A 14917-nucleotide genomic window follows, 5' to 3' on the forward strand; every position below is an offset into this window, starting at 1 on the left:
ACGATTTCCGGACCGGGAGAGTCGAAATGTCAGCCCTTCTGATCAACCTTATCGTTCAACTGATTGGCGGCGCGATTGGCGGAAATGTTGCCGGCGGTGCATCGAAGTCTGTCGATCTTGGTACAATCGGCAACACGATCGCAGGTGCAATAGGTGGCGGCGTTGGCGGTCAAATTCTCGGAATGCTGATTCCTATGCTTTCAAACGCATCGGCGACCACCGATATCGGTTCGCTGATCGGTCAGGTGGCCGGAGGCGGTGTCGCGGGTGCGGTGCTGACGGCAATCGTCGGAGCCATCAAGAACAGATCGGCGGCGTAAAGCGATCGTCATTGCGTCTCGCAGGGGGGGGATGCTGTACGCCCCGTCCTGCTGTTTGCGGCAGGCAATTAGAGCGCTACCTTAGACGACGCAGCCTACGCGCGATCCACCCGGATCACCCGGCCTTTTTCCATCGCCAATGCAAGGCGGCCATGCTTGAGTGCCAGGGCGGCCTCGCCGAACAATTCACGCCGCCAGCCGTGCAGGGCGCCGACGTCGGCATTGTCGTCGGTGGCGATCTGCTCGAGATCGTCGACGGTGGCGATGACCTTGCTGGCGACGGCGTGACGTTCCGACGTCATGCGTAGCAGCACTTTCAGCAGTTCGACGGTGGCCGCGCCATTGGAATTGCCGCGCGGCTTCTCGATCTTCGGCAACGTGGCGGGATCGCGGGCGACGCCACGCTGGACGGCGGCAACAATGTCGCTGCCCCACTTGGAGCGATCAAAGCCCTTCGGCAGGGAACGCAGATTGGCAAGCTTCTCCAGTGACGTCGGCGCATGGGTCGCGATATCGCCGACGGCATCGTCCTTCAGCACGCGCGAGCGCGGCACATCGCGGCTCTGTGCTTCCTGTTCGCGCCAGGCAGCGACTTCCATCAGCACTGCGAGCTCTTTCGGCTTGCGGACGCGGGTCTTCAGCCGTTCCCAGGCGCGCTCGGGATGGAAATCATAGGTCTTTGGCGAGGTGAGAATTTCCATTTCCTCGCTGACCCAGTCGCTGCGGTCGCGCTTCTTCAGATCGGCATCGAGCTTGGCGAACACGTCGCGCAGATGGGTGACGTCGGAGACGGCGTAGTGCAACTGCTCTTCGGTCAGCGGACGGCGCGACCAATCGGTAAAGCGGTGGGTCTTGTCGGGGCGGTGGCCGGTGACGCGTTCGACGAGCTGGTCATAGGCAATGCTGTCGCCGTAGCCGAGCACCATGGCTGCGACCTGGGTGTCGAAGATCGGATGCGGCACCACGCCGGCGCGGTGTACGATGATTTCGATGTCCTGCCGCGCGGCATGGAAGACCTTCAGCACGGCCTCGTTGGCCATCAGGTCGAAGAACGACGTGAGGTCGATGCCTTCGGCAAGCGTGTCGATCACCACCGCGTCTTCCGCGCTGGCCATCTGGACCACGCAGAGCAGCGGGTAATAAGTGGTCTCGCGGAGGAATTCCGTATCGACCGTAATGACGGGGTGCTTGGCAAGTCGCTCGCACGCGGCGGTCAGCTGGGCAGTGGTCGTGATCAGTTCCATGGACGGTCCATAACGCTTTTGCCAAGGCGTTCGGCCGAAAAACCTGTTGAGTCAAGGTGTTTCGGGCAGATTGGAGGTCTGCTCCGATAGAATGAGGGTGTTTAGGTGCCGCAGAAGGTCTTCAGTACGCGCTGATCCGGCTCCGGCGGCTCGGCGTAATCCGCCATCTCCGGTTGATCTTCATAGGGTTTCGCCAGCACGGCCAGCAATTTCTCGAACGGCGCATAGTCGTCGGCCAGCGCCGCCTGGATCACCGCCTCGACGCGATGATTGCGGGGGATGAAGGCTGGATTGATCGTCTGCATGGCCTGATGGCGGGTACCGGCGTCCTGCGACTCCCGGCCGAGTCGTGCCCGCCAGTTCACGGCCCAGGCGTCAAACGCCGTCGGATCGATGAACAGTCCGCGGACGGCTTCGTCGCTGTCTGCGTCAACCGCGGCGGCGCCGAGGCGGCGGAAGGTCAGGGTGAAATCGGCCTGATTGGCGGTCATGGCGGTCAGCAGATCCTGCGCCAATGCGGCATCGTCCGGCTGGCTGGTGAACAGCCCGAGCTTCCGGCGGAGACCGGCCTGATAGGCCGTGTCGAAAATATCAGAGAATTCGCCCAATGCGGCCTGCGCAATCTCGATAGCGGTCTTCTCGTCGCTGTCGATCAGCGGCAGCAGCGTCTCGGCGAAGCGCGTGAGATTCCACAGCGCGATGCGCGGCTGGTTCGCATAAGCGTAGCGGCCCATCTCGTCGATCGAGCTGTATACCGTCGCGGGATCGTAGGCGTCCATGAAGGCGCAGGGGCCGTAATCGATGGTCTCGCCGGATACCGAGCAGTTGTCGGTGTTCATCACACCATGGATGAAGCCGACATGTAGCCAGCGTGCGACAAGTTCGGCCTGACGGCGGATCACCGCATCGAGCAGCGCGCGAACCGGATGTTCGGCTTCGGCTGCGTCGGGATAGTGCCGGGCGATCACATGATCGGCGAGTTGTTTCACTCCGGCGATATCCTCGCGCGCGGCAAAAAACTGGAAGGTGCCGACGCGGATGTGGCTTGAGGCTACGCGCGTCAGCACCGCACCCGGCAGCATCGTCTCACGCTGAACCCGTTCGCCTGTGAGGACGGCAGCAAGGGAGCGCGTTGTGGGAATGCCCAGGGCCGCCATGGCTTCGCTGACGATATATTCCCGGATCACCGGACCAAGCGCAGCACGGCCATCGCCGCGGCGCGAGAAAGGCGTCGGACCGGAACCCTTGAGCTGGATGTCGCGGCGCACACCGTCGCGGTCAATGACCTCGCCGAGCAGGATCGCGCGACCATCGCCGAGCTGCGCCACGAAATGTCCGAACTGATGTCCGGCATAGGCCATCGCGAGGGGATCGGCGCCATCCGGCACGCGCTTGCCGGCGAGGACTTCGACGCCCTCGGGACTGGCTAGCCAGTCAGGATCGATGCGGAGTTGGTCGGCCAGTGCGCGGTTCAGCTTGATCAGCCGCGGCGTCGCTACCGGCGTTGGTGCAACGCGGGCGAAGAAATTCGCGGGCAGGGCGGCATAGCTGTTGTCGAACGGGAAGTGGACTGTCATGGCCCCAAGATGGGGGGCCACGACGTGTTAGGCAACCGCTGAAAGTGGTCTCAGGCGGCGCGAACCGTTTCGAGGAACCGGTCGACTTCGTCCTTCAGGCGATTGCTTTCCAGCGACAGCGACTGCGCTGCAGCCAGCACCTGGGTCGATGCGGAGCCAGTCTCGCTGGCGCCGCGATTGACCTCGGTGACCTCGCTGGCGACCTGGGTGCTGAGCTGGGCCGACTGCTGGACATTGCGCGCGATTTCCTGTGTCGCTGCGCCCTGTTCCTCAACCGCCGCTGCGATGGCCGACGAGACTTCGGAAATCAGCGTGATGGTCGAGCCGATCTCCTTGATGGTCTCGATCGTCTCGGCACTGGCCGCCTGCATGCCGGCGATCTGCATGCTGATTTCGTCAGTGGCCTTAGCGGTCTGCGACGCCAGCGCCTTCACCTCGGCGGCGACAACGGCGAAACCGCGGCCGGCGTCACCGGCGCGCGCAGCCTCGATGGTGGCGTTGAGCGCCAGCAGGTTGGTCTGTTCGGCAACGGCGGTGATGAGCTTCACGACGTCATCGATGCGTGCAGTGGCCTGCGTGAGTTTGACAATGCTTTCATTGGTCTTCTCGGCCTGCAGCACGGCGGTCGAAGCGATACGGTTCGATTCATGAACCTGGCGGCCGATTTCATTCACCGACGAGGTGATTTCTTCCGTTGCCGCGGCCACCGACTGAACGTTGCTCGACACCGTATGCGATGCAGACGCTGCAGAGCCCGACAGCGTCATGGTGATATCCGACGTGCGGGTCAGCGTGGTGGCAGAGGCTTCGAGTTCGGTCGAGGCGGATGAAAGCGAACCAACCAGCTCGCTGATCATCGACTCGAAGTTGCTGGTCGCCTTCGTGATGGTTTCCGCACGGGCGGCCTTGATGGCGGCCTCGGCACCGGCAGTCTGATCCGCAGCACGCTTGGCGATGAGGGCGTCCTTGAAGATCTGCAACGCGCTGGCGATGCGTCCGATCTCGGTGCTCTCGCCCTGATGCGGGATAGCGGCCTCCAGCTGCCCATCGGTTAGCTGGCCCATCGGCTTCAGGATCGAGGCGATGCCGCCGGAGATGTCGCGCACCAGATACATGGCAGCGCCGAGGCCGAGCACGACCGAGGCGCCGAGAATGATAACCATCATCCAGATGGCGTTGGCATAGGTGGCGTTCGCATTGCTGCCGGCCGCTTCGGCGCCCTTGTCGTTCAACTCGACGAGCTTGGCCAATGTGCCGTCCATGGCGCGGCCGGTCGGGACGACCTTCTTGGCGTTAATTTCTTTGGCGGCGTTCACGTCGCCCTTGTTGGCGAGGGCCTGGACGTCGTTGCCCGCGGCGATGAAGGCCTTCCATTCCGCGTCGAGCTTGTCGGCCAATTCGCGTTCTGCCGGCGACGACACCAGCGGGGCATAGGCCTTTGCGGCCTTTTCAAAGTCCGATTTGCGGGCGGCAAGGTTCTTGTCGACATCCGGACGGTCGGCATCGGCCACGATCAGGTGGTCGCGCAGCACTGCGCGATACCGCGCCGACTGAACGCGCATTTCGCCGATCCAGCGGACGCTGGGGAGCCACTGCGTCTGGATATCCTGGGTTGCTGCGTTGATGGCTCGCATCTGCATGAAGGCGAGGGTGCCGATGCCCGCGATCACGACGAAGAGAAAAGCAACAATGACAAACAGCTTGGTACTGATCGAATATCTGGCGAGCACGAACATATTCCTCGGCGGTTCTAAGGCTGCGACGCCGGTCAGCCGAAATGGCGGCTGCCTTGGGTTGCGGCAGGGCAAGAAGCAGCAAGTTCCAGTTGAATCACCTGCCTTCAAAACGGGCTGGGTTCACGGCAAGACAGTGAATGGTGGTCGTCAACGTTCAGTAAATTTTGACACAAATACCGCTTTAAGTAGTTGAATCTGGTGCTGAAATACCGACGTGACGTATCCGGGTGCCGATGGTCCTTGACCCGAGGTAGCTGGTTATTGCGTGTGCAATCATGTAGTTCCCGCGTTGCGGGAGGTTTTCCGATCGCTCGATTGCATTTGGAAATGGTAGTCCGAAATTCATCGGTCGGAGGCCTCCGGTGATGCAGTCGCGGCCCGCAAATTCGGGCGATCTGATCGCCGAGCTTTGGTTGCCGCGTCGGATGCGGTCGGGTAAACCCTGCGCTTCGCGCCTGATCGCGAACCCGATTCCGCCCTCTGACGTATTTCCAGGATACCCATGCATCGCTACCGGTCTCACACCTGCGGCGCGCTCCGCGACAGCCATATCGACCAGACCGTTCGCCTGTCGGGGTGGTGCCATCGTATCCGCGACCATGGCGGCGTGCTCTTCATCGATTTGCGCGACCATTACGGCCTGACGCAATGCGTCGCCGACCCGGACTCGCCGGCGTTCAAGGTCGCCGAGACGCTGCGTTCGGAATGGGTCGTGAAGATCGACGGCAAGGTGCGTCGTCGTCCCGGTGGCACCGAGAATGCCGAACTGCCCACCGGCGATGTCGAGATCTATATCGATGCCATCGAGGTGCTCGGCCCCGCGGCCGAACTGCCGCTGCCGGTGTTTGGTGATCAGGACTATCCGGAAGACATTCGCCTGAAATATCGCTTCCTCGACCTGCGTCGCGAGAAGCTGCACGCGAACATCATGACCCGCGGCGCCATCGTCGACTCGATGCGCAAGCGGATGAAGGAGCAGGGCTTCTTCGAATTCCAGACGCCGATCCTCACCGCGTCGTCGCCGGAAGGCGCGCGCGACTTCCTGGTGCCGTCGCGCATCCATCCCGGCAAGTTCTACGCGCTGCCGCAGGCACCGCAGCAGTACAAGCAGCTGCTGATGATGTCGGGCTTCGACCGCTATTTCCAGATTGCGCCATGTTTCCGCGACGAGGATCCGCGCGCCGATCGTCTGCCGGGCGAGTTCTACCAGCTCGATCTCGAAATGAGCTTCGTCGAACAGGAAGACGTGTTCGCGGCGGTGCAGCCCGTGATCACCGGCGTGTTCGAGGAGTTCGCCAAGGGCAAGCCGGTCAACAAGGACTGGCCGAAGATTCCTTACGCAGAGTCGCTCCGCAAATACGGCACCGACAAGCCGGACCTGCGCAACCCGATCGAGATGCAGAACACGGCGGAGCACTTCCGCGGCTCCGGCTTCAAGGTGTTCGCGCGCATGCTCGAAGACGATAAGAATCAGGTCTGGGCGATCCCCGGTCCCGGTGGCGGCAGCCGTGCATTCTGCGACCGCATGAATTCCTGGGCGCAGGGCGAAGGCCAGCCGGGCCTCGGTTACATCATGTGGCGTGAAGGCGGTGAGGGCGCTGGTCCCTTGGCCAACAACATCGGACCGGAGCGCACTGAAGCGATCCGTCAGCAGCTCGGCCTGAAGGCCGGCGATGCCGCGTTCTTCGTCGCGGGCGATCCCGAGAAATTCTACAAGTTCGCCGGTCTCGCACGCACCAAGGTCGGCGAAGAGCTGAACCTGATCGACAAGGAGCGCTTTGCGCTGGCCTGGATCGTCGATTTCCCGATGTACGAGTACAACGAGGACGACAAGAAGGTCGACTTCTCGCACAACCCGTTCTCGATGCCGCAGGGTGGCATGGATGCGCTGGTCGGGCAGGATCCGCTGACCATCAAGGCCTTCCAGTACGACATCACCTGCAACGGCTACGAGATCGCGTCGGGCGGCATCCGTAATCACAAGCCGGAAGCCATGGTGAAGGCGTTCGAGATCGCCGGTTATGGCGAGGAGACGGTGGTCGAGCGCTTCGGCGGCATGTATCGCGCCTTCCAGTACGGCGCACCGCCCCATGGCGGCATGGCGGCAGGCGTCGATCGTATCGTGATGCTGCTCTGCGGTACGAACAACCTGCGCGAGATCTCGCTCTTCCCGATGAACCAGCGTGCTGAAGATTTGTTGATGGGCGCACCGTCAGAGGCTTCGCCGAAGCAGTTGCGTGAAGCGCATATCCGTCTCAATCTGCAGGACAAGTAGTCCGGCAAACCAACAAGAAGAAACGCCCTTCTACCTAACTTTTGTTTTATGACGCGCGGGAGCACGCATGTCTTCTTCATCTTCTGACGATCTCTCGCGCGCGGCGCTTGCCTATCACCGCCTTCCCAAGCCGGGTAAGCTCGAAATCCAGGCTACCAAGCCGCTTGCCAACCAGCGTGATCTGGCGCTGGCCTATTCGCCGGGCGTGGCCGCGCCGTGTCTCGCGATCGCAGCCGACCCCAATGAAGCGGCGTCGCTGACCTCGCGCGCCAATCTCGTGGCTGTCGTCTCCAACGGCACGGCCGTGCTTGGTCTCGGGAATATCGGCCCGCTGGCCTCGAAGCCGGTGATGGAAGGCAAGGCGGTCCTCTTCAAGAAATTCGCCGGCATCGACGTGTTCGACATCGAGATCGCCGCCGACACCATCGAGCGCGTGGTCGAGGTCGTCTCGGCACTGGAGCCGACCTTCGGTGGCATCAACCTTGAGGACATCAAGGGTCCGGAATGTTTCGAGATCGAGGCGCAGCTTAAAGAGCGCATGAAGATCCCGGTGTTTCACGACGATCAGCATGGCACCGCCATCATCGTCGGCGCCGCGATCAAGAATGCGCTGCTGCTCAACGGCAAGAACATAAAGAACGTCAAGATCGTCTGCTCGGGTGCTGGCGCTGCGGCGATCGCCTGTCTCAATCTTCTGGTGTCGCTGGGCGCGCAGAAGAAGAACATCTGGGTCTGCGATATCGACGGTGTCGTGCATGAGGGCCGCAACACCCTGATGGATCGCTGGAAGGCGGTCTATGCGCAGAAGACCGATGCGCGCGTGCTGGGCGATGTCATCGCCGGCGCCGATATTTTCTTGGGCGTCTCCGCTCCGGGCGTGCTGAAGCCCGAGATGGTCAAGGCGATGGCCGACAAGCCGCTGGTGATGGCGCTGGCCAATCCGACGCCGGAGATCATGCCGGACGAAGCGCGCAAGGCACGCCCGGACGCGATGATCTGCACCGGCCGGTCGGATTTTCCGAACCAGGTCAATAACGTCCTTTGTTTCCCGTTCATCTTCCGCGGTGCACTCGATTGTGGTGCGACGGCGATCAATGAGGCGATGAAGATCGCTGCCGTCGATGCCATCGCGCAGCTTGCGCAAGACCCGCCGTCGGATGCTGTGACCGCCGGCTTCGACAACGAGACCCAGGGCTTCGGTCCGGGGTCGCTGATCCCGAGCCCGTTCGATCCACGCCTGATCCTGCGCATCGCGCCGGCCGTCGCCAAGGCGGCGATGGAATCCGGCGTGGCCTCGCGCCCGATCGCCAATTTCGAGGAATACACCGCAGGTCTCGAGCGTTTCGCATTCCGCTCCGGTCTGGTGATGAAGCCGGTCTTCGCGAAGGCAAAGACCCAGCCGGTGCGCGTGATTTATGCCGAAGGCGAAGACGAGCGCGTGCTGCGCGCCGTGCAGGTGGTGCTGGAAGAGAAGCTGGCGCGTCCGATCCTCGTTGGCCGTCCGTCGGTCGTCGAAGCCCGCATCAAGCGGTTCGGTCTGGCGATCCAGGCCGGCCAGGATTTCGACCTGATCAATCCCGAGGACGATCCGCGTTATCGCTCTTACGTGCAGTCCTATATCGACGTGGCCGGCCGTCGCGGCGTGACGCCGGATGCGGCGCGCACGGTCGTCCGCACCAATGCGACGGTGATCGCCGCGCTCGCCGTGATCCGCGGCGAGGCGGATGCAATGATCTGCGGCGTCGAAGGCCGCTACATGAGCCATCTGCGCCATGTGCGCGAGATCATCGGCTTCCTGCCGGGCGTCAGCGATTTTGCAGCGCTGTCGCTGATGATCACCAGCAAGGGTGCGCACTTCATCGCTGATACGCAGGTGCGTCCGAATCCGAGCGCGGAAGAACTCGCGGAAATCGCGGCGCTCGCTGCCAACCACGTGCAGCGCTTCGCCATGAAGCCGAAGATCGCTTTCGTGTCGCATTCTGACTTTGGCAGCTACGATACGGACTCTTCGCGCAAGATGCGCCGCGCCGCAGCATTGCTGCGTGAGAAGCATCCTGAAATCGAGTCCGATGGCGAAATGCAGGGCGACACCGCGTTGTCGGAAGCGGCCCGCAAGATCGTGCTGCCGCATTCGAAACTCGAGGGCTCGGCGAATGTCCTCATCATGCCGACGCTCGATGCCGCCAATGTCGCTTATCAGATGATCAAGACGCTGGCGGATGCGCTCCCGGTCGGCCCGATCTTGATCGGCCCGGCGCGTCCGGCGCATATCCTGACGCCGGGGGTGACAGCGCGTGGTATCCTCAACATGACGGCGGTTGCGGCTGTCGAGGCGCAGGAGCGTGCAGGGCGTCCGCAGGCGAGCCTATTCGGCTAGCGCGTTCAGTCAGCCTCGCGCTGGCTGGATGCTGCCCGGCTATTGCGCTTTTGGATAGTTCGCCAATCTGAGAAGCATCGCGACAAATGGATGACGCCAACGAGGTCATCCATTTGTTCGTTTGAAAAATGTGATGGAATGATCATACTCGTCACGTATTTCGACAAGTATTTATTGTAGTCCAGCGAGGCCGACCAATGCCAGCGTTTATTACTTTCGGGCGCATTCTCTTTGCCGTGATCTTCATTGCGTCCGGCGCATCCAAGTTTCTCGACCTCAGCGCAACAGCAGATGCGATCGCGAACAAGGTTATCCCGACGATCCCTGCGGTCGTGACGCCCTATGCGACACAGCTCGAAGGGCTGGCGGGCATGGAATTGAAGCAGATTCTTGCAATCGCCGTTGCGACACTGGAACTGGTCGGCGGTATCCTCGTCGCGCTGAATCTGGGCGCGCGCTTCTTCGCCCTGGTGCTGGTGCTGTTCGTGATGGCCGCAACGTTCTACTTCCACGACTTCTGGAACCTGACAGGCCCTGAGGCCAAGAACCAGATGATCCACGCGCTGAAGAACCTGTCGCTGATCGGCGGCCTCTTCATGATCGCCGGTATCGGCCGCAGCGCGCGGCTGCCGGGCGGCTACAACGAAGTATAGTCCTCGCTCAGGACACCCGCCGCCAGGCCGTTACTGTGACTTCATGCGCGGAGTCGAGGATCTGGACCTCGCTCGCTTGCAGGCCGTGACTGGAGAGAATGTCCTGCGGTGATCGTTCGGGGACGCCGGGGAAGCATCCCTCGCCGCCGGGCAGGCGGACATGCGGCGCCTGCGACAGCCAAAACACGTCGATGCGATCAAAGAACATCTCGAATACGCTGGGGCCGCCGATGACGGCGACGGTGCCGGCATAAACGCCCGCATGCGCGCAAGCGTCTTCGAAAGATGCGCCGGCCGGATTCCACAGCGTGGCTTTGTTGTTTTCGGGATCGGGGCCTATGGCAGCGATGCTGCGGCTGACGATGATACGCTTGCGTTTCGGTGAGTTCGGCTGATCCTCGAACGAATGCCTGCCGTGCACGATCAGATCGGCACGGTCGAGACCTGCGGTGAAAAAGGCGAGGTCGCCGGGAAATTTGAGGGTATCGGGCATCACGCCACTTGCGTCGGCGAGCATGCCGTCCGCCGAGGCGATGACGTAGCCGTTGAAACGAAATGCGGGCATCAGGGGCGTCGACGCGTCCTCATTATTCCGAGATCGTCTGGACGACGCTGTTCACAGGACGGCTGCTGACCGTCGGCAGCTTGGCGTCCTTGACGATCGCTTCATCATAGGACGCGATGGTCTGTACGGGCGCCTTGGCCCGCATATGCACGACCTTGTAGCCACCGGCCTTGAGCTTGCGCAGCAGGGTCGGCAGCGCTTCGGCGGTGTGCTTCTGGAAGTCGTGCATCAGGATGATACCCTTGCCGAGCTTGTCGAGCTTGGTCATCACATTGGTGATGACCTGTTCGGACTTGCGCGTCTTGAAGTCGAACGAGTCGATGTCACAGGAGAAGATCGCCATGTTGCGCGTGCCGAGATAGGTGACGATTTCCGGCGGGTGCTGCAGCGCCGGAGCGCGGAAGAACGGTGCGGGGGCTGAGCCGAGTGCCCACTTCACGGCGCTGAAGCCTTTCTCGATTTCATCGATGCGCTGCTGCTGGGTCAGTTTCTTGTTGGTCAGCGCGATATGGGCCCAGGTGTGTCCGCCGATGGTATGGCCGGCCGCAGCGACCTGCTTGAGCACCTCCGGATAATAGGTAGCGTGCTTGCCGATCGGGAAGAACACTGCCTTGACGCATTCGTCGGCCAGCGTCTTCAACACGGTCGGCGTTGTGGTCTGCCATGGACCATCGTCGAAGGTCAGCACCACTTCCTTGTCGCGCAGGAAGTCGAGCTGCTTGAAATGTTCGAAGCCGAAGCCCGGACCGCCCGTCGTGTCGATCTCGACCACACGGCTGACGCCGAGCGCATCGGGATTGGCGCAGGTCGATTTGGCGGGGGCAGGTGCAGCGGCGGGTGGCGGCGCAGGCGTTGCCGCGGGGGCTCCGGCTTTGGGTGCCTGCGCCTGTGCGCCTGCCGCCCACAATGAAATCGCGCTCGCAAAAATCAGACCTGCCGCACTGCGCATCACGTTCCCCTTGACCTGCGACCAGCGTCGTCAGCGAGGTGGCCGGGCTGATCCAGATGGTCGTGGCCGCAATTCTAGCGCGATTTCAGGCGGTACCGCTATGGCAACGGCCCTTATCCCCAGTCAGTGCCCGGATCGACATTGAACCGCTCAAGCCGCGGTCAGGGCGCGTCCGACGGCGGTCTTGATGCGTGTGTCGGTCGGTTCGAATTCGGAGGCAAAGGAGTCGGTGAGGTAGCCATCGCGTCCGACCAGATATTTGTGGAAGTTCCACCGCGGCAGGTCGCGCGGCCGTGCCTCTGCCGCCCATTTGTAGAACGGGTGTGCGTTCGGTCCCTTCACGACGGTCTTGGCGGCCATCGGGAAGCCGATACCGAAATGTCCCTCGGCAATGTCGGCGATCTCCTTGGCGCTGCCCGGCTCCTGTCCGCCGAAGTCATTGGACGGTACGCCGACAATCATCAAGCCGCGCTCGCGGAACTCGGTCCACAGTGTCTGAAGCCCGGCATATTGCGGGGTGAAGCCGCATTGCGAGGCGGTATTGACCACCATGATCGGGCGGCCTGCATAGTCGGCAAGTTTGATGTCGCCACCCTTGAGGCCGGGAAACGCGAAGCCATAGGCGGTCATGCGGCTCACGGCGCCTTGCGCCGAGGCGTGACGCGCGACCGCCACAGCACTTGCCGCGCCCAATACCGTTGTCAGTATCTGCCTGCGATTGATCATCGCCATTCGTCGTAGCCCAGCCTGTGTCGCGAGCAGAGTAGCGTCATCTCCGAGATGACGCACTCAACAAGCTGTTACAGGGCCGGAGTGAACGAGGCTAGCGCAGCGGCACCACGAATTCGGTGCCCTGGCCGGTCTCGCCGCCGGCGGTAATGCCCTGATCGGACACCACGATGGAGCCGCCACTCGTGAGCGCTTCGGTAATCTGTGCCATGGCGTCCGCGGGGATCGTCAGGCGGTCAAGCGCTTCGGCGGCGCTGTTCGGCAGCGGTCGGGCTTTCACCTCAACGGCACCAGTGGATTTGCGGCGACGCGAAACATTGTCGTCCTCGTCGGCGCGATGCGGGACGGCAGGCAGCGAGACTGTGGTCCAGTGAAATGCCTTGGCATCATCCTTGTCGGTGCGGGCGGTAAAGATGTGAGTGCCGAGCGGGCGATCGCTGGGCTTGATGGCGATCGGCGTCTCGAACAGCGGCGCGAAATTCTGCCGCACATAGAGCTTGCCGTCCTTGCCGCTGACCAGCACAGCAATCTGGCCGGACCGCTTTGGCGTCGCATCGGCAGCGGGCGCCGGGGAGGCCGTAGACATTTCGGCCTTCGCTGCATCCGCAGGGCGCGTTTCGTCCTTCTTGGCGTCGGGCACGCTGGCGGCGACCGGTGCGACATCAGCTTTTGCGATTTCCGCCTTCGGGGCTTCCGTCTTGGCAGGCTCAAGCTTGGCTGGCGCTTCCGCGACGGTCTCTGCCGATTTGACCTCGGGGGTCGGCAATTCGACGACCTTGGCGATCGCGGCGTCGAGATCGCGGCGCGTCATGATCTCGGGCTCGGCGGCTTTGACGGCGGTTTCGACCTTTGCAGGTGTGGCGTCCGACATCACAGTCGCAGGCGCCGGTTTTGTCATCGCATTGCTGGCATCGGCGGTCTGGGTCTTGTCCTGAGTCTTGGCGCGGTCGGCGGCTGATGGCCTCAGACCGAGGTCTTGTAGCTTCACATCTGCCGATGCCTTATCAGCCTTTGGCGATGTCTGGACGTCTTGAGGCGCCGCTGCCGCGACCGGACCCGGCGCGATTTTCTGAGCGGCGAGCAGCGGATGCGAAATTTCCGCAGGAGAGATCTCGCCGGGCGCGATGATCACGCGGGCGCCCATGCGGGTCCAGCCCCAGATTTTGGTCGCAAAGGCCATCGGCATGCGGATGCAGCCGTGGGACGCCGGATAGCCTGGCAGCGCGCCGGCATGCAAAGCAATGCCCGACCAGGTGATACGCTGCATGTAGGGCATCGGCGCGCCACTATAGATGTTGGAGCGGTGCCATTTGTTCTTCTGGATGATGCTGAACACGCCCATGGGCGTCGAATGGCCGCGCATGCCGGTGGAGACCGGCGTTTCCGCGAACAGGCCGTTTGCGTCGAACACCCGCAGGGACTGTCGCTCGATCGAGATGGCGATCACCAGCGGGCCGACCGGCTTGGTGTGTTCCTTGACCTGTTTCTCAAGTCTGGCGCCAAGGCGCTTCAGCTTTTTCTGGCGCTGCTGCGGTTGCGGCGCCGGCGGTTCGATCTCCCGCATGATCATTGGGTTTTCGTCGGTCCAGAACACCGCGGCATCGGCAGGCATCGCCACGGTCATGCCGGCCATGGCGACGAGTGCAATCCGCAGGAAGCTGCCGGAAAAAATCGTGCTGCTCAGAAAACGGCTCTTGTCCTTTGATCCCCGCGACAATTGAAATGCACCCACGTCCAATATCCTCGAATCCATCTGAAAACATTAGTCTCGCAGGCGCGAGATGGGTTCACCAGCATGAGTGATCTGGCTACCGCTGAGTCGGGATCAGCCTAGCAAAAAAGCCTCACATTGAATTAACAGAGGGGCATCCTGGCTTCCGAATCCGGTTGGAATGCCTACATATTCTGGATCGGTCACGGAGAGTTGCATGACGTTTAATGGATCTGGCGGGCTCATCAAGATGTTGCGGCGCGGCGTCCTGGCGCTTTCGGCATTCGCGGTGTTTGCAATTGTCCCGGCACACGCTGCGGACGAGCCGGATCTGATCTTTCGGCGCTCCACCGTGTTCAAATGGCTCAGTCCGAACGACAAGCTGGCGACCTATGGCGTCGATGACCCTGAAGTCGAAGGCGTCGCCTGCCACTTCACCGTGCCGGAAAAAGGTGGCTTCAAGGGCTGGCTCGGTCTGGCCGAAGAAGTCTCGGACATCTCGCTCGCGTGCCGGCAGATCGGCCCGATTACGTTCAAGGCCAAGAGCGATCAGGGCGAGGATATGTTCCGGCAGCGCCGCAGCCTTTTTTTCAAGAAAATGCAAATCGTCCGCGGCTGCGACGCCAAGCGAAACGTGCTGGTTTACATGGTCTATTCGGACCGGATCATCGAGGGTTCGCCGAAGAACTCGACGTCATCAGTTCCGATCATGCCCTGGGGGCAGTCAGACGCCGCCGTGCAGAAATGCGGCGACTTCATCAAATAAGCGAACTCTTGGCCG

General features: G+C 62.2%; 13 protein-coding genes. 6 read left to right on the plus strand and 7 right to left on the minus strand.

Annotated elements, in window-relative coordinates:
• Positions 1-26 precede the first annotated feature (26 nt).
• Positions 27-320, plus strand: coding sequence for a hypothetical protein (locus CHC01_RS08925; protein ID WP_089263970.1), 294 nt, complete (start codon positions 27-29; stop codon positions 318-320).
• Positions 321-415: 95 nt separating this feature from the next.
• Here the strand turns inward: CHC01_RS08925 and rnd are convergent, their stop codons facing one another.
• The 3 genes from rnd to CHC01_RS08940 all read right to left on the minus strand — a co-directional run bounded on the left by rnd (position 416) and on the right by CHC01_RS08940 (position 4871).
• On the minus strand, positions 416-1564 hold the full coding sequence (gene rnd, locus CHC01_RS08930) for a ribonuclease D (RefSeq protein ID WP_089263971.1): 1149 nt from the start codon (positions 1562-1564) through the stop codon (positions 416-418).
• 101 nt (positions 1565-1665) lie between these two features.
• Entirely contained in the window at positions 1666-3141 is a 1476-nt protein-coding gene (locus CHC01_RS08935) for a protein adenylyltransferase SelO (protein ID WP_089263972.1), read from the minus strand.
• Between the two features lie 50 nt (positions 3142-3191).
• Positions 3192-4871: a methyl-accepting chemotaxis protein gene (locus tag CHC01_RS08940; RefSeq protein ID WP_089264646.1), complete on the minus strand. Its 1680-nt coding sequence runs from the start codon at positions 4869-4871 to the stop codon at positions 3192-3194.
• On the opposite strand from CHC01_RS08940, the gene CHC01_RS32270 reads away from it, so the two are divergent.
• The 4 genes from CHC01_RS32270 (at position 4843) to CHC01_RS08955 (ending at position 10182) form a co-directional block, all read left to right on the plus strand.
• The gene (locus CHC01_RS32270; RefSeq protein WP_158596856.1) at positions 4843-5070 is read left to right on the plus strand and encodes a hypothetical protein; all 228 of its coding nucleotides are present in this window, start codon (positions 4843-4845) and stop codon (positions 5068-5070) included. The genes CHC01_RS08940 and CHC01_RS32270 overlap by 29 nt on opposite strands.
• A gap of 309 nt (positions 5071-5379) precedes the next feature.
• Positions 5380-7152 carry an aspartate--tRNA ligase gene (gene aspS / locus CHC01_RS08945; protein ID WP_089263973.1) on the plus strand — a complete coding sequence of 591 codons (1773 nt, stop codon included), beginning with the start codon at positions 5380-5382 and terminating at the stop codon, positions 7150-7152.
• A gap of 67 nt (positions 7153-7219) precedes the next feature.
• Positions 7220-9529, plus strand: a complete 2310-nt coding sequence (locus CHC01_RS08950) for an NADP-dependent malic enzyme (RefSeq protein WP_089263974.1) — start codon at positions 7220-7222, stop codon at positions 9527-9529.
• A gap of 197 nt (positions 9530-9726) precedes the next feature.
• Positions 9727-10182, plus strand: a complete 456-nt coding sequence (locus tag CHC01_RS08955; RefSeq protein ID WP_089263975.1) for a DoxX family protein — start codon at positions 9727-9729, stop codon at positions 10180-10182.
• A gap of 7 nt (positions 10183-10189) precedes the next feature.
• On the opposite strand, the gene CHC01_RS08960 is transcribed toward CHC01_RS08955, so the two are convergent.
• The 4 genes from CHC01_RS08960 to CHC01_RS08975 all read right to left on the minus strand — a co-directional run bounded on the left by CHC01_RS08960 (position 10190) and on the right by CHC01_RS08975 (position 14157).
• Positions 10190-10747 (minus strand): dihydrofolate reductase family protein, encoded by a 558-nt coding sequence (locus CHC01_RS08960; protein WP_089263976.1) that lies wholly within the window; start codon positions 10745-10747, stop codon positions 10190-10192.
• Between the two features lie 22 nt (positions 10748-10769).
• The gene (locus CHC01_RS08965; protein WP_089263977.1) at positions 10770-11696 is read right to left on the minus strand and encodes a polysaccharide deacetylase family protein; all 927 of its coding nucleotides are present in this window, start codon (positions 11694-11696) and stop codon (positions 10770-10772) included.
• A gap of 150 nt (positions 11697-11846) precedes the next feature.
• Positions 11847-12422 (minus strand): glutathione peroxidase, encoded by a 576-nt coding sequence (locus CHC01_RS08970; RefSeq protein ID WP_089263978.1) that lies wholly within the window; start codon positions 12420-12422, stop codon positions 11847-11849.
• Positions 12423-12519: 97 nt separating this feature from the next.
• A complete protein-coding gene (locus CHC01_RS08975) occupies positions 12520-14157 on the minus strand; it encodes a L,D-transpeptidase (protein ID WP_349636612.1) in 1638 nt (545 codons plus the stop codon).
• Positions 14158-14386: 229 nt separating this feature from the next.
• Here CHC01_RS08975 and CHC01_RS08980 point away from each other — a divergent pair, with 229 nt between their 5' ends.
• Positions 14387-14902, plus strand: coding sequence for a CreA family protein (locus CHC01_RS08980; protein WP_176454574.1), 516 nt, complete (start codon positions 14387-14389; stop codon positions 14900-14902).
• The last annotated feature ends 15 nt before the right edge of the window (positions 14903-14917 follow it).

Source organism: Tardiphaga sp. OK246, from assembly GCF_900188215.1.
GTDB classification, from domain to species: Bacteria; Pseudomonadota; Alphaproteobacteria; order Rhizobiales; family Xanthobacteraceae; genus Tardiphaga; species Tardiphaga robiniae.

What these genes read in the sequence shown, in the direction of transcription:
- CHC01_RS08925 (WP_089263970.1), top strand. Translation starts at nt 27, where the DNA reads ATGTCAGCCCTTCTGATCAACCTTATCGTTCAACTGATTGGCGGCGCG.
- rnd (WP_089263971.1), bottom strand. Translation starts at nt 1,564, where the DNA reads ATGGAACTGATCACGACCACTGCCCAGCTGACCGCCGCGTGCGAGCGA.
- CHC01_RS08935 (WP_089263972.1), bottom strand. Translation starts at nt 3,141, where the DNA reads ATGACAGTCCACTTCCCGTTCGACAACAGCTATGCCGCCCTGCCCGCG.
- aspS (WP_089263973.1), top strand. Translation starts at nt 5,380, where the DNA reads ATGCATCGCTACCGGTCTCACACCTGCGGCGCGCTCCGCGACAGCCAT.
- CHC01_RS08950 (WP_089263974.1), top strand. Translation starts at nt 7,220, where the DNA reads ATGTCTTCTTCATCTTCTGACGATCTCTCGCGCGCGGCGCTTGCCTAT.
- CHC01_RS08955 (WP_089263975.1), top strand. Translation starts at nt 9,727, where the DNA reads ATGCCAGCGTTTATTACTTTCGGGCGCATTCTCTTTGCCGTGATCTTC.
- CHC01_RS08960 (WP_089263976.1), bottom strand. Translation starts at nt 10,747, where the DNA reads ATGCCCGCATTTCGTTTCAACGGCTACGTCATCGCCTCGGCGGACGGC.
- CHC01_RS08965 (WP_089263977.1), bottom strand. Translation starts at nt 11,696, where the DNA reads ATGCGCAGTGCGGCAGGTCTGATTTTTGCGAGCGCGATTTCATTGTGG.
- CHC01_RS08970 (WP_089263978.1), bottom strand. Translation starts at nt 12,422, where the DNA reads ATGATCAATCGCAGGCAGATACTGACAACGGTATTGGGCGCGGCAAGT.
- CHC01_RS08980 (WP_176454574.1), top strand. Translation starts at nt 14,387, where the DNA reads ATGTTGCGGCGCGGCGTCCTGGCGCTTTCGGCATTCGCGGTGTTTGCA.